This is a genomic window from Mammaliicoccus vitulinus, assembly GCF_029024305.1.
Classification (GTDB): Bacteria; Bacillota; Bacilli; order Staphylococcales; family Staphylococcaceae; genus Mammaliicoccus; species Mammaliicoccus vitulinus.
Window position 1 is genome coordinate 753629 of the sequence record NZ_CP118974.1, and the last position, 24280, is coordinate 777908.

Annotated in this window: 21 protein-coding genes and 2 rRNA genes; 12 read left to right on the plus strand and 11 right to left on the minus strand. The window is 35.8% G+C overall.

Annotated features, from left to right (window positions below; genetic code table 11):
• The first annotated feature begins 237 nt into the window (after positions 1-237).
• A 23S ribosomal RNA gene (locus tag PYW35_RS03725) occupies positions 238-3164 on the plus strand.
• An 88-nt stretch (positions 3165-3252) separates the two neighbouring features.
• Positions 3253-3367: ribosomal RNA gene (gene rrf / locus PYW35_RS03730) — 5S ribosomal RNA — on the plus strand.
• A gap of 287 nt (positions 3368-3654) precedes the next feature.
• Here the strand turns inward: rrf and ilvA are convergent.
• The 9 genes from ilvA to ilvD are packed head-to-tail and all read right to left on the minus strand — an operon-like array spanning position 3655 to position 14438.
• A complete protein-coding gene (gene ilvA, locus PYW35_RS03735) occupies positions 3655-4920 on the minus strand; it encodes a threonine ammonia-lyase IlvA (RefSeq protein ID WP_103323176.1) in 1266 nt (421 codons plus the stop codon).
• Between the two features lie 15 nt (positions 4921-4935).
• A complete protein-coding gene (gene leuD / locus PYW35_RS03740) occupies positions 4936-5505 on the minus strand; it encodes a 3-isopropylmalate dehydratase small subunit (RefSeq protein WP_016911768.1) in 570 nt (189 codons plus the stop codon).
• Positions 5506-6879: a 3-isopropylmalate dehydratase large subunit gene (gene leuC, locus PYW35_RS03745; RefSeq protein ID WP_103323177.1), complete on the minus strand. Its 1374-nt coding sequence runs from the start codon at positions 6877-6879 to the stop codon at positions 5506-5508.
• A gap of 15 nt (positions 6880-6894) precedes the next feature.
• Positions 6895-7935 carry a 3-isopropylmalate dehydrogenase gene (gene leuB / locus PYW35_RS03750; RefSeq protein WP_103323178.1) on the minus strand — a complete coding sequence of 347 codons (1041 nt, stop codon included), beginning with the start codon at positions 7933-7935 and terminating at the stop codon, positions 6895-6897.
• The gene (locus tag PYW35_RS03755) at positions 7932-9464 is read right to left on the minus strand and encodes a 2-isopropylmalate synthase (RefSeq protein WP_103323179.1); all 1533 of its coding nucleotides are present in this window, start codon (positions 9462-9464) and stop codon (positions 7932-7934) included. The genes leuB and PYW35_RS03755 overlap by 4 nt, the downstream gene beginning before the upstream one ends.
• Positions 9465-9493: 29 nt before the next feature.
• A complete protein-coding gene (gene ilvC, locus PYW35_RS03760) occupies positions 9494-10501 on the minus strand; it encodes a ketol-acid reductoisomerase (RefSeq protein WP_103323180.1) in 1008 nt (335 codons plus the stop codon).
• A gap of 29 nt (positions 10502-10530) precedes the next feature.
• Positions 10531-11004, minus strand: coding sequence for an acetolactate synthase small subunit (gene ilvN / locus PYW35_RS03765; protein ID WP_016911765.1), 474 nt, complete (start codon positions 11002-11004; stop codon positions 10531-10533).
• Positions 11004-12737, minus strand: coding sequence for a biosynthetic-type acetolactate synthase large subunit (gene ilvB, locus PYW35_RS03770; protein WP_103323181.1), 1734 nt, complete (start codon positions 12735-12737; stop codon positions 11004-11006). The genes ilvN and ilvB overlap by 1 nt, the downstream gene beginning before the upstream one ends.
• A gap of 12 nt (positions 12738-12749) precedes the next feature.
• Positions 12750-14438, minus strand: coding sequence for a dihydroxy-acid dehydratase (gene ilvD, locus PYW35_RS03775; RefSeq protein ID WP_016911763.1), 1689 nt, complete (start codon positions 14436-14438; stop codon positions 12750-12752).
• A 474-nt stretch (positions 14439-14912) separates the two neighbouring features.
• Between ilvD and tsaE the strand changes: the two genes are divergently transcribed.
• From tsaE to PYW35_RS03800, 5 genes are all read left to right on the plus strand, one after another.
• The gene (gene tsaE, locus PYW35_RS03780; protein WP_233709619.1) at positions 14913-15347 is read left to right on the plus strand and encodes a tRNA (adenosine(37)-N6)-threonylcarbamoyltransferase complex ATPase subunit type 1 TsaE; all 435 of its coding nucleotides are present in this window, start codon (positions 14913-14915) and stop codon (positions 15345-15347) included.
• Positions 15328-15993: a tRNA (adenosine(37)-N6)-threonylcarbamoyltransferase complex dimerization subunit type 1 TsaB gene (gene tsaB, locus PYW35_RS03785; protein ID WP_169925706.1), complete on the plus strand. Its 666-nt coding sequence runs from the start codon at positions 15328-15330 to the stop codon at positions 15991-15993. The genes tsaE and tsaB overlap by 20 nt, the downstream gene beginning before the upstream one ends.
• Positions 15966-16433, plus strand: coding sequence for a ribosomal protein S18-alanine N-acetyltransferase (gene rimI / locus PYW35_RS03790; protein ID WP_103323448.1), 468 nt, complete (start codon positions 15966-15968; stop codon positions 16431-16433). Before tsaB ends, rimI begins: the two co-directional genes overlap by 28 nt.
• The gene (gene tsaD / locus PYW35_RS03795) at positions 16426-17442 is read left to right on the plus strand and encodes a tRNA (adenosine(37)-N6)-threonylcarbamoyltransferase complex transferase subunit TsaD (protein WP_016911759.1); all 1017 of its coding nucleotides are present in this window, start codon (positions 16426-16428) and stop codon (positions 17440-17442) included. Before rimI ends, tsaD begins: the two co-directional genes overlap by 8 nt.
• Before the next feature lie 70 nt (positions 17443-17512).
• Positions 17513-17941, plus strand: a complete 429-nt coding sequence (locus PYW35_RS03800; protein ID WP_103323449.1) for a VOC family protein — start codon at positions 17513-17515, stop codon at positions 17939-17941.
• Between the two features lie 182 nt (positions 17942-18123).
• Here the strand turns inward: PYW35_RS03800 and PYW35_RS03805 are convergent, their stop codons facing one another.
• On the minus strand, positions 18124-18267 hold the full coding sequence (locus tag PYW35_RS03805; RefSeq protein ID WP_016911758.1) for a hypothetical protein: 144 nt from the start codon (positions 18265-18267) through the stop codon (positions 18124-18126).
• Between the two features lie 526 nt (positions 18268-18793).
• Positions 18794-20716: an ABC-F family ATP-binding cassette domain-containing protein gene (locus PYW35_RS03810; protein ID WP_103323450.1), complete on the minus strand. Its 1923-nt coding sequence runs from the start codon at positions 20714-20716 to the stop codon at positions 18794-18796.
• Between the two features lie 162 nt (positions 20717-20878).
• On the opposite strand from PYW35_RS03810, the gene PYW35_RS03815 reads away from it, so the two are divergent.
• The 5 genes from PYW35_RS03815 to PYW35_RS03835 all read left to right on the plus strand — a co-directional run bounded on the left by PYW35_RS03815 (position 20879) and on the right by PYW35_RS03835 (position 24217).
• On the plus strand, positions 20879-21511 hold the full coding sequence (locus PYW35_RS03815; protein ID WP_016911756.1) for a redox-sensing transcriptional repressor Rex: 633 nt from the start codon (positions 20879-20881) through the stop codon (positions 21509-21511).
• An 11-nt stretch (positions 21512-21522) separates the two neighbouring features.
• Positions 21523-21747: a twin-arginine translocase TatA/TatE family subunit gene (locus tag PYW35_RS03820; protein WP_016911755.1), complete on the plus strand. Its 225-nt coding sequence runs from the start codon at positions 21523-21525 to the stop codon at positions 21745-21747.
• A gap of 72 nt (positions 21748-21819) precedes the next feature.
• On the plus strand, positions 21820-22602 hold the full coding sequence (gene tatC, locus PYW35_RS03825; protein WP_016911754.1) for a twin-arginine translocase subunit TatC: 783 nt from the start codon (positions 21820-21822) through the stop codon (positions 22600-22602).
• A gap of 313 nt (positions 22603-22915) precedes the next feature.
• The gene (locus PYW35_RS03830) at positions 22916-23974 is read left to right on the plus strand and encodes a YeeE/YedE thiosulfate transporter family protein (protein ID WP_413481924.1); all 1059 of its coding nucleotides are present in this window, start codon (positions 22916-22918) and stop codon (positions 23972-23974) included.
• 18 nt (positions 23975-23992) lie between these two features.
• Complete coding sequence (locus PYW35_RS03835; protein ID WP_016911752.1) at positions 23993-24217, plus strand: sulfurtransferase TusA family protein; 225 nt, start codon at positions 23993-23995, stop codon at positions 24215-24217.
• The last annotated feature ends 63 nt before the right edge of the window (positions 24218-24280 follow it).

The window sequence follows — 24280 nt, forward strand, 5'->3', positions numbered from 1 at the left end:
GACCATTAGGTCATGGAATTAACGTGGACATATTGTATTCAGTTTTGAATGTTTATTTAACATTCATCATTGCACATTGAAAACTAGATAAGTAAGCAAATAGATTTTACCAAGCAAAAAACCGAGTGAATTTCTAACGAAATTCAACAAGCTTAATAATCGCGCGTCGTCTTTTTAGACGACATCACAGATTAATAACAGTTATTTTCTTAAACATTTATGTATAAGGAAATATTAGATTAAGTTATTAAGGGCGCACGGTGGATGCCTTGGCACTAGAAGCCGAAGAAGGACGTTACTAACGACGATATGCTTTGGGGAGCTGTAAGTACGCTTTGATCCAGAGATTTCCGAATGGGGAAACCCAGCATGAGTTATGTCATGTTATCCACATATGAATACATAGTATGTGAGAAGGCACACCCGGAGAACTGAAACATCTTAGTACCCGGAGGAAGAGAAAGAAAACTCGATTCCCTGAGTAGCGGCGAGCGAAACGGGAATAGCCCAAACCAACAGGCTTGCCTGTTGGGGTTGTAGGACACTCAACACGGAGTTACAAAGGAAATAATTAGACGAATGGCTTTGGAAAAGCCAACCATAGAAGGTAAAAGTCCTGTAGTCGAAAGTTATTTCTCTCCTGAGTGGATCCTGAGTACGGCGGAACACGTGAAATTCCGTCGGAATCTGGGAGGACCATCTCCCAAGGCTAAATACTCTCTAGTGACCGATAGTGAACCAGTACCGTGAGGGAAAGGTGAAAAGCACCCCGGAAGGGGAGTGAAATAGAACCTGAAACCGTGTGCTTACAAATAGTCAGAGCCCGTTAATGGGTGATGGCGTGCCTTTTGTAGAATGAACCGGCGAGTTACGATTTGATGCAAGGTTAAGCAGTAAATGTGGAGCCGTAGCGAAAGCGAGTCTGAATAGGGCGAATGAGTATCTGGTCGTAGACCCGAAACCAAGTGATCTACCCATGTCCAGGTTGAAGTTCAGGTAACACTGAATGGAGGACCGAACCGACTTACGTTGAAAAGTGAGCGGATGAGGTGTGGGTAGCGGAGAAATTCCAATCGAACTTGGAGATAGCTGGTTCTCTCCGAAATAGCTTTAGGGCTAGCCTCAAGTGGTGATTATTGGAGGTAGAGCACTGTTTGGACGAGGGGCCCCTCTAGGGTTACCGAATTCAGACAAACTCCGAATGCCAAATAATTCAACTTGGGAGTTAGACTATGGGTGATAAGGTCCATAGTCGAAAGGGAAACAGCCCAGACCACCAGCTAAGGTCCCAAAATATATGTTAAGTGGAAAAGGATGTGGCGTTGCCCAGACAACTAGGATGTTGGCTCAGAAGCAGCCATCATTTAAAGAGTGCGTAATAGCTCACTAGTCGAGTGACACTGCGCCGAAAATGTACCGGGGCTAAACATATTACCGAAGCTGTGGATTATCCGTAAGGATAGTGGTAGGAGAGCGTTCTAAACGTGTCGAAGCATGATCGTAAGGACATGTGGAATGTTTAGAAGTGAGAATGCCGGTGTGAGTAGCGAAAGATGGGTGAGAATCCCATCCACCGATTGACTAAGGTTTCCAGAGGAAGGCTCGTCCGCTCTGGGTTAGTCGGGACCTAAGCCGAGGCCGATAGGCGTAGGCGATGGATAACAGGTAGATATTCCTGTACCACCTATGATTGTTTGAACGATGGGGGGACGCAGTAGGATAGGCGAAGCGTGCTGTTGGAGTGCACGTCCAAGCAACAAGACTGAGTGTTAGGCAAATCCGGCACTCGTAAGGTTGAGTTGTGATGGGGAGCTGGATCATGTATCCGGCGAGTCGTTGATTTCACACTGCCAAGAAAAGCCTCTAGTTAGAAAATAGGTGCCCGTACCGCAAACCGACACAGGTAGTCAAGATGAGAATTCTAAGGTGAGCGAGCGAACTCTCGTTAAGGAACTCGGCAAAATGACCCCGTAACTTCGGGAGAAGGGGTGCTTTTTAGGGTGCAAGCCTTGAAGAGCCGCAGTGAATAGGCCCAAGCGACTGTTTATCAAAAACACAGGTCTCTGCTAAACCGTAAGGTGATGTATAGGGGCTGACGCCTGCCCGGTGCTGGAAGGTTAAGAGGAGTGGTTAGCTTCTGCGAAGCTACGAATCGAAGCCCCAGTAAACGGCGGCCGTAACTATAACGGTCCTAAGGTAGCGAAATTCCTTGTCGGGTAAGTTCCGACCCGCACGAAAGGCGTAACGATTTGGGCACTGTCTCAACGAGAGACTCGGTGAAATCATAGTACCTGTGAAGATGCAGGTTACCCGCGACAGGACGGAAAGACCCCGTGGAGCTTTACTGTAGCCTGATATTGAAATTTGGCACAGCTTGTACAGGATAGGTAGGAGCCTTAGAAGCGTGAGCGCTAGCTTACGTGGAGGCGCTTGTGGGATACTACCCTGGCTGTGTTGACTTTCTAACCCGCACCATTTGATCATGGTGGGAGACAGTGTCAGGCGGGCAGTTTGACTGGGGCGGTCGCCTCCTAAAGAGTAACGGAGGCGCTCAAAGGTTCCCTCAGAATGGTTGGAAATCATTCGCAGAGTGTAAAGGCACAAGGGAGCTTGACTGCGAGACTTACAAGTCGAGCAGGGTCGAAAGACGGACTTAGTGATCCGGTGGTTCCGCATGGAAGGGCCATCGCTCAACGGATAAAAGCTACCCCGGGGATAACAGGCTTATCTCCCCCAAGAGTTCACATCGACGGGGAGGTTTGGCACCTCGATGTCGGCTCATCGCATCCTGGGGCTGTAGTCGGTCCCAAGGGTTGGGCTGTTCGCCCATTAAAGCGGTACGCGAGCTGGGTTCAGAACGTCGTGAGACAGTTCGGTCCCTATCCGTCGTGGGCGTAGGAAATTTGAGAGGAGCTGTCCTTAGTACGAGAGGACCGGGATGGACATACCTCTGGTGTACCAGTTGTCGCGCCAGCGGCATAGCTGGGTAGCTATGTATGGACGGGATAAGTGCTGAAAGCATCTAAGCATGAAGCCCCCCTCAAGATGAGATTTCCCAACTTCGGTTATAAGATCCCTCAAAGATGATGAGGTTAATAGGTTCGGGGTGTAAGCGCAGTAATGTGTGTAGCTGACGAATACTAATCGATCGAAGACTTAATCAAAATTTTTAAATCGGTTTTTTAGCCGTAAAATCTGCTTACTATCTAGTTTTGAATGTGCAATACATTCTAATATAGTTTTTACTATTTGTCTGGTGACGATAGCAAAGAGGTCACACCTGTTCCCATGCCGAACACAGAAGTTAAGCTCTTTAGCGCCGATGGTAGTTGGGCTTACGTTCCGCGAGAGTAGGACGTTGCCGGGCAAATATTTATAAATGGATGCGATGAGCCGCACTCGAGACCTGTTAGGTCTCTTTTTTTATGTAAAAATTCAAAAGCATAAAATAAGAAAGATTAAACTAGAACTTTAAATAGTTATCAAGTATATATGTCTATAGTAACCATAAAAGGATATCGCGTTTTATCTGACTTTAGAACTAGAACAGGATTATTGAACAATCGATATATTAAAAACCATTTCATCATTAGAGAACAATCTAATTGATGAAATGGTTTTTTAGAATGATTATTTACTTTATAGCAACTAACTTTAAATAAGTAGAGAATAAAGCATCTTGTTTTGATTAATATAAATGTACTTAGGATCAAATTCGCTGACGTTTTTGTATAGTTGGTCAAGGTCATTATGATCTTTAAGCTGTATGCCGATAATAACAGAACCAGTATTTTGACTAGATTTTTTTAAGTATTCAAATTTAGTAATATCATCATGGGGCCCTAATACGTCATTTACAAATTCTCTTAATGCCCCTGGTCTTTGTGGGAAATTAACAATAAAGTAATGTTTCATATCTTCAAATAAAAGAGATCTTTCTTCGATTTCTTTCATTCTATTAATATCGTTATTACCACCACTTACGATACACACGACATTTTTACCTTTAATCTCATTTTTATAATGATTGAGGGCAGTAACACTTAAAGCTCCTGCTGGTTCAGCTATAATAGCTTGTTTTGAATACATGTCTAGAATTGTACTACAAACTTCTCCTTCATCAACAGCAACAAAATCATCTACGACATTTTTTGAAATCTCAAATGTTAATTGACCAACTTTTCCAACTGAAGCACCGTCTACAAATTTATCTATATCAGTTAGCGTAACAATTTTGTTTGCTTTCACTGATTGCGCCATACTACTTGCGCCTAGTGGTTCTACGCCAATGACTTTTGTAGTTGGCATGTTTTCTTTTAAATATGTACCAACACCAGAAATAAGGCCACCGCCACCAATTGCTGCAAAACAATAGTCGAAATTGATACTTTCTTCATTAGCAAAGTCTACCATTTCTTTAGCGATAGTGCCTTGCCCAGCAATCGTATTAATATTATCAAATGGGTCAATAAAGCTTAGGCCAAATTCATTTGTGTAATCTAAAGCATGTTTTAAGCAATCATCAAATGTATCGCCAATTAATTCTATTTGAACAAATTCACCGCCGAAAAATTTCACTTGATTAATTTTTTGTGCTGGAGTTGTAACTGGCATGAAAATAACAGCTTTAATTTCAAGTTGTTTAGCAGTAAATGCAATACCTTGCGCATGGTTACCAGCGCTAGCACAACTAACACCGTTTGCTCTTTCTTCATCAGTTAATTGATGAATAGCATAATAAGCACCACGTAATTTAAAAGAACGGACCCATTGTAAGTCTTCTCTTTTTAAATATACATTGCAATCAAATTTCTGTGATAAATACATATCTTTTTCTAATGGTGTTTGTTTAACAGTGTCTTTTAGTTTTAAAAAGGCTTCTTCTATATCTTCGGCACTTAAACGTGTTTTTAAGGTCATTCTATCACTCCTAAATTAGTTGTGCATTTTTTCATATTGGCTTATTTGATCTTCGTAAGTTAATGTAATAGCTATGTCGTCTAATCCATTAACAAGTTTATTTTTCCATGTTGCATCAATATCAAAATGATATTTCGCTTCAGGAGTAATAATTTCTTGATTTGGTAAATCAATTGTTATATCACTATGCTGAGCAATAGCTTCTCTATCAATTTTATTTTCTATAACAATAGGTAACATACCATTTTTTGTACAGTTCATATAAAAAATATCACTAAAGCTACCTGCAATAATAATAAAGAATCCGAAGTCTTTAAGAGCCCATGCGGCATGTTCTCTTGATGAACCACAACCAAAATTGTCACCAGAGATTAATATACTTGCGCCTTTATATTCAGGTTTATTTAAATTAAAATCTGGATTCTCAGAACCGTCTTCAAGATAACGCCATTCGTCGAATAAAAACGGACCAAATCCAGTTTTAGAAATTCGTTTTAAAAAGACTTTAGGAATAATTTGATCAGTATCAATATTATCATTTAGTAGGGGAACGGTCTTTCCATTAAATATATTAATTGGTTCCATTTAAATGACCACCTTTCTAGTATCTACAAATCTTCCGTTTATAGCAGCGGCAGCAGCCATTGCTGGAGATACGAGATGTGTTCTAGCACCTTTACCTTGGCGCCCTTCAAAGTTACGGTTACTAGTAGATGCGCAATGTACACCATTAGGTACTTGGTCAGGATTCATGCCTAGACACATTGAACATCCAGGTTCACGCCAATCGAAACCGGCATCTTTGAAAATTTTGTCTAATCCAAGCGCTTCAGCTTGTAGCTTAACACTTCTTGAACCAGGCACAACAATAGCTGTAATATCTTGGTGAACTTTATGTCCATCAACTATCTTACTTGCTTCAATTAAATCTGAAAGTCTCGCATTTGTACAAGAACCTAGGAATACATAACCTAATGGGATATCTCGAGCTGTTTGACCAGGTTTAAGTCCCATATAGTTATATGCTCTTTCATCATTTATATCTTTAACATCTGGGAAAGGTGTGCTAAAGTTTACGCCCATTTCAGGACTAGTACCCCAAGTAACTTGTGGCTCTAGATTACTTATCTCAACTGTAATAACTTTATCGTAAGTAGCATCTTCATCAGAATATAGCGTTTTCCAATCTTCTACCATTTCATCAAAGTTTTCAGGTTGATATTCACGACCTTTGACATATTCAAAAGTTGTTTCATCTGGTTTCATTATTCCGTATTTAGCACCAGCCTCAATGGCCATATTACATATAGTCATTCGCTCGTCCATTGTCATATTGGAAATAGCTTCACCTGCGAATTCTAGTGCGTATCCAGAACCAAAATCAACTCCATATTGATTAATTAAATATAGAATTATATCTTTAGCATAAACACCTGTTGGTAGGGTACCGTCTACTTGTATTTTTAAGTTTTTAGGTTTAGTTTGCCATAGTGTTTGAGTTGCAAAGACATGTTCTACTTCACTTGTCCCTATACCAAATGCAATTGCACCGAATGCGCCGTGCGTAGCTGTATGTGAATCACCACATACGATTGTTTTACCTGGTTGAGTTAAACCTGTTTCTGGACCAACCATATGCACGATACCTTGTTCATCTGAACCCATATCAAATAACTTTACACCAAATGCTTCACAGTTCTTTTGTAAAGCATTAATTTGTTTATTAGCAATTTCATCTCTAATATTGAATATATCAATTGTAGGAACGTTATGATCAAGTGTTCCAAAAGTTCGATCAGGGCGTCTCACTTTTCTATTTTGCAATCTTAAGCCTTCGAATGCTTGAGGAGATGTAACTTCATGGATAAGGTGTAAGTCGATGTATAATAATTGGGGATCACCTTCTTTACCAGCTATTATATGTCGATTCCATACTTTATCAAATAATGTTTGAGACATGTCGTTTTCCTCCTTCTAAATTGATTGTTTAATTGCTTCGAAGACTTCAGATGTGCTGTTGTTGCCACCTAAATCCTTTGTTGCAATACCATTTTTAATTGTATTAAAAACAATATCTTCTAAATGTTGAGCACATTCAGGTTGATGTAGACTTTCACGAATACACATTGCTAAAGATAAGAGCATACCACTAGGATTCGCCTTATTTTGACCTGCAATATCTGGTGCAGAACCATGTATCGGTTCATATAAACTTGGTCCATTTTCACCAAAACTAGCAGAAGGTGATAACCCTAATGAACCTGGAATGACAGAAGCTTCATCACTTAGAATATCTCCGAATAAATTTTCTGTTACGATAACATCAAATTGTTTTGGATTCGTTATAAGATGCATACTGCAAGCATCAACTAATAGATGATTCAATGTTACATCTGGGTATTCTTTTGAAACTTGTTCCAAAGTTTGTCTCCATAATTTAGAAGAACTTAAAACATTTTCTTTATCCACCGATGTTACAACTTTATTCCTTTTTGATGCTAATTTGAAAGCTATATGAGCAATTCTTGTAATTTCATCTGTAGTATACGTTAATGTGTCAACGGCTTGATCATCGTTGAAATACTTAGGTTCTCCAAAATAAAGGCCTCCAGTTAATTCTCGAACGATTATAAAATCAGTATCTTTAACTATTGATTCTTTAAGAGGAGAAAGGTGAGCAGTTGATTCAGTAACGATTGTTGGTCTAATATTAGCAAATAGGTTTAGAGCTTTTCTAATACCCAATAAGCCATGTTCTGGTCTGTTTTTAGGATTCGTCCATTTCGGACCACCTACAGCACCTAACAATATTGCGTCACTATTTCGACATGCTTCTAAAGTATCTGGAGGTAAAGGCTCGCCATGTTTATCAATGGCGATACCTCCAAAATCTTTAGTAACTAAGTCATATTCAAACTGAAACTTTTTTGAAAGTGTTTCTAATATTTCAATACTACCTTTTAAAATCTCTGGGCCGATACCATCACCGGGTAGGGCAGTGATTTTGTATGTCATGACTTTACGCCTTCTTTCACTGTGTTTTCACTGTGTTTTGCGTGCGCTTCTACATACGCTTTGCAAGATGCATATAAGATATCATAATCAATACCTATACCAGTAAATATTTCATCTTCAAATTGTACTTGTACATGTACTTCAGCTTGTGCATCTGTACCTTCTGTAATAGATTCAATTCGATATTGTTGTAATTCAGGTGAATAATCAAATATTCTATCTATTGCATTATAAATTGATGTGATAGAACCTGAACCAATAGAAGAATCTTGATAAGTATTACCTTCTTTATCTTCAATAACGACTACAGAACTTTGTAGTCCATTAGATACAAATTGTAGTTGAAGAGCTTTCACTTTATAATAAGCATTCTCTTCATGTTCAGTACCTTGTAAAATGGCGTGAATATCACGATCTGTTACTTGTTTTTTCTTATCTGCAACTGATTTGAATTGTTTGAACACTTCCACTTGTTCATCAGGAGATAGATCATAGCCTAGTTCAACAAGCTTTTCACTGAAGGCATGTCTTCCAGATAATTTACCAAGAGGTAATGAATTTTTAACAACACCAACAAGTTGTGGCGTCATAATTTCATATGTTTCAGGGTTTTTCAGAATACCATCTTGATGTATACCTGATTCATGACTGAAAGCATTTTTACCAACAATTGCTTTATTTCTTGGGACTCGAAGGCCTGAATATCTACTTACCATATCACTCGTATTTTTAGTTTCAGATAAGTTGATATTAGTTGATAGATTATAATGATCTTGCCTAACGTGAAGTGCTAGGGCAATTTCTTCTAATGCAGTGTTGCCTGCACGTTCACCAATACCATTAATAGCACCTTCAACTCTACGAGCGCCATTTTCAAAAGCAGCAAGGCCATTTGCAACAGCAAGACCTAAATCATCATGACAATGAGAGCTATAAATGACTTCATGATCACTTTTAACAGTTTCAATTAGAGTCTTAAAGAGTTGACCATATTCTGAAGGATACGAATAACCAACAGTATCAGGAATATTGATAATATCTGCACCCGCATCAACTGCCGTTTGAACAGCTTTAATTAAAAATGGTAAAGGTGTTCTCGTTGCATCTTCTGGTGAAAATTGTACTTTTTCAAATATTGTTTTTGCATAAGTAACATTTTCAGTGATAGATGCTATAACTTCATCTTCTGTCATTTTTAATTTGTATTCTAAGTGAATAGGGCTAGTAGCTAAAAAGATATGAATTTGTCTATGTTGTGCTTCTTTTGTTGATTCATGAACAGCATCAATGTCTGACTTTTTACATCTAGCTAAGCCGCAAACTGCAGTTGTCGTTAATGCTTTCGCAATACTTTCTACTGATTTAAAACTGCCTTCGCTAGAAGCGGGGAAGCCAGCTTCTATTACATCGACTCCCCATTTTTCTAGTTGTTTTGCAATTTTGAGACGTTCATCAAATGAAAAGTTTACGCCTGGTGTCTGTTCTCCGTCTCTAAGTGTTGTATCGAATATTTGAATATGATCTGACATAATAATCCTCTCCTTAAGTTCTAATACGTTTATTTAGACTGAATACTCTTAGCTTTAACGAATGGCATCATGTCACGTAATTCTCTACCAACTGACTCAATTTGGTGTCCTTGTTGTGTTTTGCGCATTTTTAAGAATTCTTCAAAGCCATTTTCATTATCTTTAATGAAACGATCACTGAAAGCACCAGTTTGGATATCTTTTAGCACTGCTTTCATATTATCTTTAACATCTGGTGTGATAACACGTTCGCCTGATACATAGTCACCAAATTCTGCAGTATTTGAAATAGAATAACGCATGTTTTCCATTCCACCTTCATACATTAAATCAACAATTAATTTCATTTCATGTAATACTTCGAAATAAGCGATTTCTGGTTGGTATCCCGCTTCAACTAATGTTTCAAAGCCAGATTGAATAAGTTTTGTAACACCGCCACAAAGTACTGCTTGTTCACCGAATAAGTCTGTTTCAGTTTCTTCTTCAAAGCTTGTACCAATTACACCAGCTCTAGTTGCGCCGATACCTTTTGCATAACTTAATGCTAATTGAATTGCTTTACCAGTAGCGTCTTGGTATACCGCGTAAAGTGCTGGTACAGCACTACCTTCAGCGAATGTACGTCTAACTAAATGACCAGGTCCTTTAGGTGCTACTAAGAATACATCAACATTTTCAGGTGGTTGAATGACTTTAAAATGAATGTTAAATCCATGAGCAAATACTAAAGCATTACCTTCCTCTAAGTTAGGTTCAATTTCTTCTTTATATACTTGTCCTTGAATTTCATCTGGTAATAGAATCATTACAACGTCAGATTGTTTAACTGCTTCAGCTACTGGATAAACTTCAAAACCATCTTCTTTAGCTTGATCAAATGATTTACCTGGACGAATACCAATCACAACATCATAGCCGTTATCTTTTAAGTTTTGTGAATGTGCATGTCCTTGTGAGCCATAACCAATAACTGCAATTTTTTTACCTTGTAATGCGTCCTCTGTTACCGTGTTGTCATAATATACTTTAGTCATAATAAATGCCTCCATTAAATTGTTTTATTTTATAGTAATCCTGCAGAACCTGTTCGTGATACTTGTGTCACTGGATATATTTTTAAATCATCCAATAGATTTTCTATTGTTTGATGGGTTCCAAATGCTTGTAAATAAATATGATCTTCAACATCTTTTAAAATAGTAAGTTGATCCTCATAAGGCTGAATCAATTTTTCGAAAGATTTATAATCTGTAGGATGACCTAACTTAATTAAAATAAGCTCTCTATTAAAAAGATTCGTTTCTGTAATATCTAAAGCTGATATTACATTCACCTGTTTTTCTAATTGTTTAATAATTGTTTCTGTACTGCTTTCATCTGAAACATCTACGATAAATGTAATGTTCGTAATGCCCTCAGTTTCAGTTGGCGTTGCTGAAAGAGAAACAATGTTGTATTGTCTCCTTACAAAAATGCTTGTAAGTCGGTTGAGGGTACCCGCTCTGTCGAGTACTTGAGTCTTAATTGTTCTTTTCATTATTCCACGCCCTCCATCTTATAGTTTGGTTGTCCACTAGGAACCATAGGAAGTACTGGCTCAGAAGGGGAAATTCTAATTTCGATTAGGGCAGGACCTTTATGAGCAAATGCTTCATCTAATGTTGATTCTAATTTCTCATTAGAATCAATCATGAAACTTTGAACGCCATAGCTTTCTGAAAGTTTCATAAAGTCAGGTTGTCCTGAAAATACAGAGTGAGAAAAACGTTGACTATAAAACTTATCTTGCCATTGTTTAACCATTCCTAATGCACCGTTGTTAATTAAGACAATCTTAATGTCATTATCAAATTCATTGAGAATGGCCATTTCTTGATTTGTCATTTGGAAACCACCGTCACCAACAACTGCAACAACAGTTTTATCTGGAAATGCAAACTTTGCACCCATTGCTGCTGGAATACCAAAGCCCATTGTGCCTAAACCACCACTTGTAATAATCTGACCATGTGTCTTAAATGGATAGTATTGCGCAACCCACATTTGGTGTTGCCCTACATCTGTAGCGACAAGTGCATCACCGTTAGTGATTTTGCCAATATACTCAATTGCTTGTTGTGGTTTAACAAAGTCGTCAGTTGGTTTGTCATATTTAAATGGGTATGTTGCTTTGTTAGATAGGCAATGTTCATACCATTCATGATGCGTAATTTCGTGTACATCATATTCTAAAAGCAATTCTAGAGTTTGTTTTGCATCGGCAATAATACCTAAATCAGTAGGAATAATCTTGTTGATTTCACATGGATCAATATCAACATGAATGACTTTAGCGTCTTTAGCAAAATCATCTGGATTGCTTGCTAGACGGTCATCAAATCTGCTACCAATATTAATTAGTAAATCACATTCTGTTAACGCCATATTACTAGCGTATGATCCGTGCATACCGCCCATACCTAAAAATAAAGGGTCAGAGTAGGGGATAGAGCCAAGACCTAACAAAGTGTTCACTACAGGTATTTTGTACTTATTCGCAAATGCTGTAAGCTCTTTTGAAGCTTCAGCGTGATTAACACCTGCTCCAGCTAGAATCAATGGCTTTTCAGCTAAACGGATCATTTTAATAAACTGTTCGATTTCTTTATCTTCAGGATTTAAGTCAACATGATAACCCGGTAAATCAAGCTCTCTTGGTGAAACTTCAACTGTTTCAAGTACGCCGATATCTTTAGGGAAATCAATTACGACAGGTCCTTTACGTCCAGTTGAAGCAATATAGAAAGCTTCATCAATAATTTTTGGAATATCTTTTACATCTGTTACTTGATAGTTATGCTTCGTAATAGGTGTTGTCATTGAAAGTAAATCAGCTTCTTGGAAAGCATCTTTACCAATGCCAGGGCGATGAACTTGGCCAGTGATTACAATGAGAGGAATTGAATCACTCATTGCATCAGCAATACCAGTAATCGTATTAGTCGCGCCAGGTCCACTTGTTACAACTACCACGCCAGGTTTACCAGTAACTCTTGCATATCCTTCAGCAGCGTGAACAGCACCTTGTTCGTGTCTCGTTAGAATATGAGGCACTTTACCTTCATAGAAAGCATCATATAAAGGTAAGACTGCACCACCAGGATACCCAAAGATGTAATCGACTTTTTGGTCAATAAATGATTGTACGAGCAGTTCAGCACCCGTGTAAGTTATCGCCTTTTCTTTAGTTGCTTCATCTGGTTCTTTGTATGATTTAGTAGTTAGTGCCATGCAAATCACTCCTTAAATTAGTTCGTCTGGTACTTTCAAGACGCCACCTGTATTTGCACTTGTAACAAGGGCTGTATATCTTGCAAGATAACCAGTCTTAACTTTAGCTTTAAATGGTTCAATATGTTGTTTTCTAGCATGTAATTCAGCGTCAGAAACACTTACATCTAATTTACGGTTAATTAAATCAATGACGATTTCATCACCGTCTTCGATTAATCCAATAGGACCGCCAGCTGCAGCTTCTGGTGAAATATGTCCAACCGCCACACCTCTTGTAGCTCCTGAGAAACGACCGTCCGTTATTAATGCGACATCTTTACCTAATCCTCTACCAACGATAGATGAAGTAGGGGCTAACATTTCAGGCATTCCAGGTCCGCCTTTAGGTCCTTCGTATCGAATGACAACTACATGTCCTTCTCGAACAGTGTGGTTATCAATAGCTTCTACTGCTTCATCATGTGAGCTAAAGCAAATTGCTTTGCCGACGAATTTTTTGATTGAAGGATCAACGCCACCAACTTTGATTGCCGCACCATCCGGCGCAATGTTACCAAATAGCATTGATAATCCACCAGTTTCAGAGAAAGCATTATCTCTTGTATGAATAACATCTTTATTTTTAATTTCTCTATTTTCGTTATTTTCTCGTAATGTTTGACCAGTAACAGTAATGCGGTCTGGATGAAGCACATTATCCATTTTTAATAGTTCTCCGATAATGGCTGGAACGCCACCAGCTTCATGGACATCGTGCATTGAGTATGAAGAACTTGGTGCAATTTTAGATAGGTAAGGTGTGCGTTTAGCAATTTCATTGACTCGGTTTAAGTCGTATTCAATACCTGCTTCATTTGCTAAAGCTAATGTATGAAGGACGGTATTAGTTGAACCACCCATTGCCATATCTAGAGCGAAAGCATCGTCAATTGCATCTTTAGTAATAATATCTTTAGGTTTAATGTCTTTCTTAACTAAATCCATTAGTTTAAATGCTGCTTCACGAATTAATTCTCTTCTTTCTTCACCGACTGCGATAGCTGTACCATTAAAAGGTAATGCTAATCCTAATACTTCCATTAAACAGTTCATTGAATTAGCTGTGAACATACCTGCACATGAACCACAAGTAGGGCATGCATTCTGTTCCATATCTAAAAATTCTTCTTTCGACATTGAACCACCTTTGAAAGAACCGACCGCTTCAAACATTGATGATAATGTTAAAGCTTTACCAGTAGCTGATAATCCAGCTTTCATTGGACCGCCTGAGCAAAAAATTGCAGGTACGTTAGTTCTTACCGAAGCTAATAGCATACCCGGTGTAATCTTGTCACAGTTTGGCATGTAGAACACGCCGTCGAACCAGTGAGCATTGATTACAGTTTCTGCTGCGTCAGCAATTACTTCTCTACTTGGTAATGAGTAGCGCATTCCAATATGGCCCATTGCTATTCCATCATCGACACCAATCGTATTAAATTCGAAAGGTATACCACCTGCTTCTCTAATCGCTTCTTTAGCTACATCTGCTAATTCTCTTAAATGAACATGTCCTGGGACAATATCAATGTAAGAATTACAAATCGCGATGAATGGTTTGTTCATATCTGTAGGGTCTTTGATTTGTCCTGTTGCATGTAATAAGCTTCTTGCAGGTGCTTGTTGGTCACCTTTTTTGATCATGTCACTTCTCATAATTACACTCCTCTAGAAAAATAAAAAAGCAACGCCCCAATAAATAACTGGGACGCTGCTTTCAGTCCCATTCAAGTAGAAATAGGACTTAAACCATACAGTAAATTAATGCTTACTGTTGTTCGAGTCCTTCTGAGCGTAATAAAATTACTAATATGCTGTATTCGATTGTCGGTTTGTTTTCTGTCATATTAAAATTCATTACAACTCTTCCTTTCTTCTCAAATGTGAACGATATTTTGTATTAAGATTTTTGAATAGTTAAAAAATTTATGTTCTAAATTTAACCCATATATCATTACATGTCAACAGAGAATTTAGATTTTTCTAAAAATTTAGATAATGAAAGCGTTTTAGTTGTGTTTAAACCATTCATTACCCAATTAATTAAATATTTGTTATAATAATTCAGTTAGTTTAAGTAAAGTAAAAGGTAGGTGCCAAATTATGTTTATTCAAGTTGAATCATTAGAAATGACGAAAAAACTAGCTGAAAAATTAGCTCAAGTCGTAACTGAAAACGATGTTATTTTATTAAATGGCGATTTAGGAGCTGGAAAAACAACTTTTAGCCAATATTTCGGAAAGGCTTTAGGCGTTAAGAGAACAATTAATTCACCTACCTTTAATATTATAAAGTCATATAAGGGAAGATTGCCTTTTCATCATATGGATTGCTACAGACTAGAAAATAGCGATGAAGATTTAGGCTTTGATGAGTATTTTAATTCAGATGCCGTAACACTCATTGAGTGGAGTGAATATATTGCAGACTTCTTACCCGAAGAGCGTTTAGAAATTAACATTAAATATATAGAAGAAAACAAAAGATTGTTTGAAATCATTCCAAAAGGTGAACACTATAAACAAATAAAGGAAGTGTTAGATGATGACAACATTATTAATTGATACTTCAAATCAACCGTTAGCCGTATCACTTGTTAATGAGGGGAATGTCTTATTAAACTATCAATCAAATATAAAGAAAAATCATTCATTACAATTAATGCCTGTTATTGAATCTTTAATGGAAGAAGCGAATATTTCACCTAAAGCTTTAACGGAAATTGTCGTAGCCAATGGTCCAGGTTCGTATACAGGATTGAGAATCGGTATAACAACAGCCAAAACTTTGGCGTATTCGTTGGATATACCACTATATGAAGTTTCTTCATTAAAAGCTTTAGCCAAGACTTGCGATTATAAATCAGATTTAATCGTCCCTATATTCAATGCAAGAAGAGATCATGTGTTTACAGGTGTTTATAAATATCATGATGACAAGTTAATAGAAGTTAAAGAAGATTGTTATATTTCTATTGAAGAATTAAATGACTACTTAAAGCATACGAATCAATCTTATATATTTGTGGGCAGTGATACAGTTGCTTTAAAAGATAAATTAGAAGGTAGAACCCAATCTAATTTACCTGATGCTTCACTTATGTACCAAATCAAAGAACAACCAGTTACAAACGTTCATGAATTGAAACCACGATATTTAAAACTATCAGAGGCGGAGCAAAATTGGAAAAACAATCAAACGAAGCATTAGAAATTAGAAAAATGACTATTGAAGATGTATCTCAAGTATACAAAATAGAAAATAAAAGTTTTACAAATAGCTCGTGGTCGTTAGAAGCTTTTTATCATGAATTAGAAAAAAATGAATTTGCACATTATTTTGTAGTATCTTTAGGTGACGAAATTATTGCTTATTGTGGGATATGGCTTGTTATTGATCAAGCACAAATAACGACTATTTCGGTAGATCAATCATATAGATGTAATGGAGTAGGGCAATTACTTTTAGAATATGTCATGAATTTTGCAAGCGCGACTTGTACGACAATGAGTTTAGAAGTAAGAGTAGAAAATAAAGCCGCTAGACATATTTATGAAAAAGCAGGTTTTACTTATGGTGGTGTCAGAAGAAATTATTATGGCGACGGAGAGGATGCAAAAGTGATGTGGGTGAGTTTAAAAAATGTCTGAATCTATTATATTAAGTATAGAAACAAGTTGTGATGAAACAGCTGCTAGCGTAATTAAAAATGGTAACGAAATTATAAGTAATGAAGTGGTAACGCAAATGATGACTCACAAAAAGTTTGGTGGCGTTGTACCAGAAGTAGCAAGTAGACAACATGTTGAAGTCATGACCCAAGTTATAGACGAAGCTTTAAAAAATGCAAATATGAAAATAGATGATATAGACGCTATAGCAGTAACTGAAGGACCAGGCTTAATAGGTGCGTTATTGGTAGGTGTAGCAAGTGCAAAAGCATTAGCTTTTAGCCATCAAAAACCACTCATTCCTGTTCATCATATTGGTGGTCATATTTATGCTAATCATCTCGTTAAACCATTACAGTTTCCGTTAATCGCGCTTATAGTATCTGGAGGACATACTGAACTAATATATATGAAAGATCATCTTGATTTTGAAATTATTGGTGAAACGCGAGATGATGCTGTAGGAGAAGCTTACGATAAAGTTGCAAGAACAATAGGCTTACCGTATCCAGGTGGACCTGAAGTTGATAGACTCGCTCAAATAGGGCAAGATACATTGAATTTCCCTAGAGTATGGTTAGAAAAAGGTAGCTATGATTTTAGTTTTAGTGGATTAAAAAGTGCAGTGATTAATACATTGCATAATAAAAAACAAAAGAATGAAGAAATCATTAAAGAAGATGTCGCTACGAGCTTTCAAAATAGTGTTGTTGAAGTATTAGTTGGTAAAACAATGTCTGCAGTTAAAGAATATGATGTTGATCATTTAATTGTGGCTGGAGGAGTAGCAGCTAATAAAGGCTTAAGAGACGCTTTAGAATTAGAAACTAACAAGCTTGGTATTGAATTAAGTATTCCACCTTTAAACTTATGTACAGACAATGCCGCAATGATAGGTTCTATAGCGCATTTCTTATATGAAAAAAAACGATTTTCCGATATGAAATTAAATGGAAAAAATTCTTTAGATCTTGAAGACTTTAATTAAGCGATAATTGTATTATTACACTAAAGGCGTTATAATAATTACGATGAAAAGATTAAGGAGGCGGAAACTTGTGGAAGTAAATACTTATTTTAATTTTCAAAATAGTATTGAAGCATTAAAGTTTTATGAAGATAAGCTAGGTGCAACTGATGTTATGAGGGTACCTGGTAATCATGAAATGTTCAAAGATGCACCGAAAGAATTGCAATTGCCCGAATCTTTTACGATGAATGCGAGTTTTAAATTATTAGGCAAGACGTTTTTATGTAGTGACACATGGGAAAATAAAGATATTAATAACGAAGGCGCTCAAGCCTGTTTTCAATTTAATTATAATGATGAAAATGACAAAAAAGCAGTTATGGATTTATTTAAACAAGCAGAGGAAGCGGGCTGTAAAATTGATATGCCACTAGCAGAAGTAGAGTGGTCACCATTATTTGGTTCTTTTCAAGATCCTTATGGCGTAACTTGGATGGCAAATGCATATATAGAATAGTAAGAAGAGCTTAGGACATTTATGTCCCAACTCAAAATAAATAACAACTCATCTCACTGATTTATTCAGCTAGAAATGAGTTGTTATTTTTTATAAAATATACGATTTTGTTCGTGCATGCTTGCCTCAACGAATTCACGCTCTTTTATATTATTCTAGTAAGTTAATGTCCCGAGCTTTTCTTATTTCCTAGAATATTTACCTTCACTATTCGTATAATCCGTGTAGTCTTTAATACGTTGTTCGTACTCTTCCTTAGTTATAATCTTATGTTTGAGCAATTCTTTAGCTTTTGATGTGTAACTCTCAATGTTAGTATTATTCATAAATCATCATCCCTTCTGTATTAAACACAAGACCAATTAATCAATGAAATTTAACTCTAAACACTTAAGTAAATTAAACACTTAAGTAAATTAAATAATTTAGCAAGTGCAACCTTATAACTAAAGTGTACAAAACAAGAAAATTGGCTATATAAATTATAAAACTATTTCATTATTAAATCTAGTGAATATTTCAATGATATTAATAATTTAATCTTAATATCATTGTGAATTTACAATATTTACGAACCTTAAATAAAATGCACGCTATATTCATAAAGTCAATACAGAACATTTGTACTTGTGCACAAGTTAACCACAAATTGTGGATAACCTTTGTATATCTTTTAATGTGTTTGTGGATAACTTCGATGAGAAATAATAGCTTTTTACATTTTACCTGTGGATAACTAGGATAACTCTGTGGATGACTTGCAAAACAAGACTTTATAGTGTGAATAAAGATGTGGTTAATATTTCGCATAAAAAATCACTAAGGTGTAAAAATGACCTTAGTGATTTTGTGTTAATTGAGCTTACTTTCTATTTCTTCCCATTTTTCCATGCTTTCTTCGAGCAAACGTTCTGCTTCTATTCTGAGATGATTTATTTCATTACTTTTCTCAATATCATTAAATATTTCTGGCAACGTAAGTTGATGCTCATAGTTAGAAATTTGTTCTTCATAAGTAGAAATGTTATTTTCAATTTCTTCTAATTGTCGTTCAAGTTTACGTTTTTCTTTTTTTAATTGTTTTTGATTGGTATAGAAATTATCATCTTTAGCAGTTTGAGTAGATGTGCTTTCATTCTGTTCGTAATTACTGATTGCCTCACGTTGTTCGAGTTTTTCTAAATAGTATTGGTAATCTCCCTGGAAAAGTTCATTACCTTCTTGTGTGATATGAAATACCTTGTTCGCAAGTTCATTAATAAAATAACGATCATGTGATACAAAAAGTAAAGTGCCTTCATAATTTTGTAATGCTTGTTCTAACATTTCTTTAGAGTCAATATCTAAATGGTTTGTAGGCTCATCTAATATGAGAACATTATTTTTCTCAAGCATTAATAAAGCTAATTGAAGTCGTGCTTTTTCTCCACCAGATAAGTCATTAATAATTTTTTTTACTTCTTCTTGTGTAAATAAAAATCTTCCTAAAATAGTTCTAATATCTTTTTCAGGCATGTGTGAATATTGATTCCACACATAATCTAATACTGTCATATTTGATTTGAATTCCGCTTGTTTTTGATCGTAATAACCAATTTGGATATTAGAACCGAAAGTGATATCACCGGATAATGCAGGAATTTTTTGAGCAATCGTTTTAATTAATGTCGATTTACCGATTCCGTTTGGTCCGATGATTGCGATACGGTCATGACGTTTAATTTCTAGATTAATGGCTGACGTTATACTTTTAGAATATCCAATTGCTAAATTATTAACTTTTAAAACATCTTCTCCTGTTGCTCTATTAATCTCGAAAGAAATTTGAGCACTCTTTGCATCAAGCCTTGGTTTATCGATTCGTTCCATTCTCTCTAATACTTTACGACGACTTTTTGCCATACCACTTGTAGAAGCACGTGTTATATTCTTTTCTACAAATGTTTCTAATTTTTTAATTTCACTTTGTTGTCTTTCATATTCAGCCATTACTTTCTCATAATGTGCGTCACGTTCTTTTAAAAACTTACTGTAGTTACCAACATATTTTTTTACAGAACCTAAGGCAACATCATAAACTTGATTGACTATTTTATCTAAAAAGTATCTATCATGACTGATAATTACGATAGCGCCTTTGAAATGTGCTAGGTAGTTTTCTAACCATTCTGTTGTATCCATATCTAAATGGTTAGTAGGTTCATCAAGTAATAATAAATCAGGTTCACTTAATAGCATTTGTGCCATTGATAATCTAGTTTTTTGTCCACCACTGAAAGATTGGATTTGTCTATCGAAGTCTGATTCGACAAAGTTCAATCCAGTTAATACTGTTTTGATCTTGCTTTCATAATGATAGCCACCCATTACTTCAAATTGATTTGACAACGATTCATATTGGGATAATTTTTCTTGATAAGTATTGTTATCATAGTCATCAGCATGTTGGCTTAACCAGTCTGTTAATGATTTCATTTTTTCTTCAATTGTTATCACATGTTCAAATGGTTTTCTCATTTCATTCATAACGGTATCATCGGAATCTAAAGACATTTGTTGTGTTAAATATCCCATGGAAACTTGTTTACCTTTAGAAATGTGACCAGCATCATAACTTTCGACACCGGCAATAACCTTCATGAGCGTTGTTTTTCCTGCGCCATTTCTTCCAACGATTGCAATTCTTTCACCAGTTTTAACTTCGAAATCGACATCTGAAAAAATAACATCACCGTCAAAAGATTTTTCTAACTTATTTATTTGTAAAAGTATCATGTTTACACCTCTCTATTAGTTATTATTCTACATGAAAATGACTTATAATTGTATGTAAATGACATACAATATTTATATAGTTATTTTACGTGAAGTTTGATATAATTGACCCATTAGATGTGAACGCAATCACATTATTTTACAGTGGAAAAGGTGAGGATTTTGGCAAAGAATGATGTGAAGATCCCTAAAGCTACTTTGAAACGTTTGCCTCTTTATTATAGATTTGTTAGTACACTTCATAATTCAGGTGTTGATAGAGTATCTTCTAAAGAATTAAGTGAAGGTCTTAAAATTGATTCAGCTACTATTCGTCGAGATTTTTCATATTTTGGTGAATTAGGTAAAAAGGGTTACGGATACAATATTAGTTATTTATTGAAATTTTTTAGAACAACCCTTGAGCAAGATGATTTGACTAAAGTTGCAATCGTTGGTGTTGGTAATTTAGGTACTGCACTCGTAAATTATAATTTTACTGTTAATGATAGAATGCAAATAGTGGCAGCTTTTGATCAATCAGAAAGCATAATTGGAAGTATGGTTGGTAAATTATCAGTAGATAGTATGGAAAATTTTGAAAAGATAGTTGAAGAAGTAGGTATACAAGTTGTAATATTAACTGTACCACAACAAGCGGCACAAAGAGTTGCTGACCGTATAACATCTGCTGGCATTACTGGCATTTTGAATTTTACACCTCAAAGAATAAATGTACCTGAGAAAGTGCAGGTTCATCATATAGATTTAGGAATTGAATTACAATCTTTAATCTTCTTTATGAAGAATCAATAGGAGGGTATCAAATGGAAGCTTTAATGTTTATTAATACAGTCGGTATTTCAGGACCAGTTAGTTTATTATTTATAGGGGTAGTTGCATTAATTATTTTTGGTCCTAAGAAATTACCACAGTTTGGTAGAGCGATGGGTTCAACTTTGAAAGAATTTAAAGATGCTACAGATGGTATGACGAACTTTGATGAGAAGAAAAGCAGTCCTGAAGATAGCAAAGATAAAGAAGTTAAATAGAAATTTATTTAACAGATGTTCCCTTGAATGTGGCGGGTTTCCTGCCACATCTTTTTTTAGATTGGAGGTAAGATGGTGAATAAAGACAATTTAACTTTTGTCGAACACTTAGAAGAATTACGTGGACGTATTATGATCATTATATATTTTCTAGTAGGGGGGCTTATTTTAGGGTTTTTCTTTGCTAAGCCAGTGATATATTATATTACGAATGATGATTTTACTCAGACATTAGAATTGAATGCCTTCAGAATTACAGATCCACTCACAATATACATAGCAATGATAATTATTATTGCATTTATCATTGTATCACCAGTTATATTATATGAATTATGGGCATTTATATCTCCAGGATTACATCCGAAAGAACAAAAAGTTACACTTAGTTATATTCCATTTAGTTTGTTTTTATTTGTTGGAGGATTGCTATTTTCATATTTCATCATTTTTCCATATTTAATTTCATTTACAATGGGATTAGCAGACGATATGGGGATAAAACAAACAATCGGTATTAAAGAATACTTTAGTGAATTGTTTAAATTTACAATCCCGTTTGGATTTGTATTTCAATTGCCTATTTTATTGCTGTTCTTAACTAGGTTAGGAATAGTAACACCAATGTTCTTAAAGAAAAATAGGAAATACGCATATTTCATACTTCTAGTAGTTGCAGCATTAATCGCGCCACCTGATTTTATGACGCATATGTTATTTACAATCCCGATGATACTGTTATATGAAATCAGTATTGTCATATCTAAAATAGGTTATAAGAAATATTTAAAAGCAGAGCAACGATTAATGGAAGAAGAATTAGGAATGGATGAAGATGAAAAGAAACAGCCGTAGAAAGTACGGTTGTTTCAGACTGTCGACAAAGTCACTTAAAGTGAACTTGTTGGCAGTCTTTTTTTGCGCATGCTTTCCTCGGAGAAGGTCTGAGCCTCGTCTTAGCAACTTCCTTCTTCCCACAGAAGTCGGCGCAAAAACAGTGCCGTATTTCAGGAAAACATTTTATTTATATATGATTTATATTAAATCTAAATCATTTTTTGAATTGTCAAATATTTGTAATGAAATAGTAACTTGAAAACATCTGGAATATAATATATTATTATTCCTATCATTGTAATAGGGATAAGGAGATGTAAATGTGATTTGGATGGTTGTAAGTGGACTTATAGTCGGGATATTACTCGGTTTTGTTATGCAAAGAACACGATTTTGCTTAACAGGCGGATTTAGAGATATGTATGTACAGAAGAACAACAAAATGTTTTATGCTTTATTAATTGCTATTTCTGTTCAAAGTATCGGGTTATTTACTTTAGTAGGATTAGGCGTATTTAAAATGGAAGCTGAAACATTCCCATTAGTTGGTACTATAATTGGATCGTTTGTATTTGGTATTGGGATCATACTTGCGGGAGGTTGTGCTACTGGTACATGGTATAGAGCTGGTGAAGGTTTAATAGGTAGTTGGATTGCATTAGTGTTGTACGGTGTAACGGCAGCAATTATGAAGTCTGGCCCATTAAATCCTTTACAAGAAAACATTAATTCATATAGTGTTGTGAATTCAAACATGGCAGAAACACTTCATGTACCTGTTTGGTTATTAATCGCAGTATTAGTGATTGTAACAGCATATTTTGTTACAAAAACTTTGAAAAAACCAAAAGTTGCTATTCCTCAGTTAAAACAGAAATATACGGGAATACGACACATTTTATTTGAAAAAAGATATCATCCTTTCGCTGCAGCAGTGGCGGTAGGTATTATTGCATTAATTGCTTGGCCTATGAGTGTATCAACGGGTAGAGTTGGAGGACTTGGTATAACAACACCTTCAGCGAACATCGTACAATATTTAGTAACGGGAAATGCTTCGTTAATTAACTGGGGCATATTTTTAGTACTAGGTATATTTGTAGGTTCATATATTGCAGCTAAAGGTTCAAAAGAATTTAAATGGAGAATGCCAGATACGAAGACAATTAGAAACAGTGTGATTGGTGGCGCTTGTATGGGTGTTGGTGCATCATTAGCAGGTGGTTGTTCTATCGGTAATGGTCTTGTATCTACAGCAGCTATGAGTTGGCAAGGCTGGGTTGCCTTACCTTCAATGATTTTTGGTGCTTGGTTTATGAGTTACTTTATTTTTGTTAAACCCAGAAAAGCAAGACAAACTAAAACACAAGTTAGTACGCAAAGTATTTAATAAAAGGAGTGTATAAAAATGGTACATGAATTAGGTACTGTTGGAATGGTATGTCCATTTCCATTAATAGAAGCACAAAATAAAATGGATGAAATGCAAGTTGGGGAACAATTGAAAATTGATTTCGATTGTACGCAAGCGACAGAAGCGCTACCTAACTGGGCAGCAGATAATGGTTATCCTGTCACAAATTATGAGCAATTAGGCGACGCTTCATGGACGATAACAGTTGAAAAACAATAATAAATAATTTTGTAAAAGGACTGAGTTCGCAAAATGAACTCAGTCCTTTTATTTATATAAGAA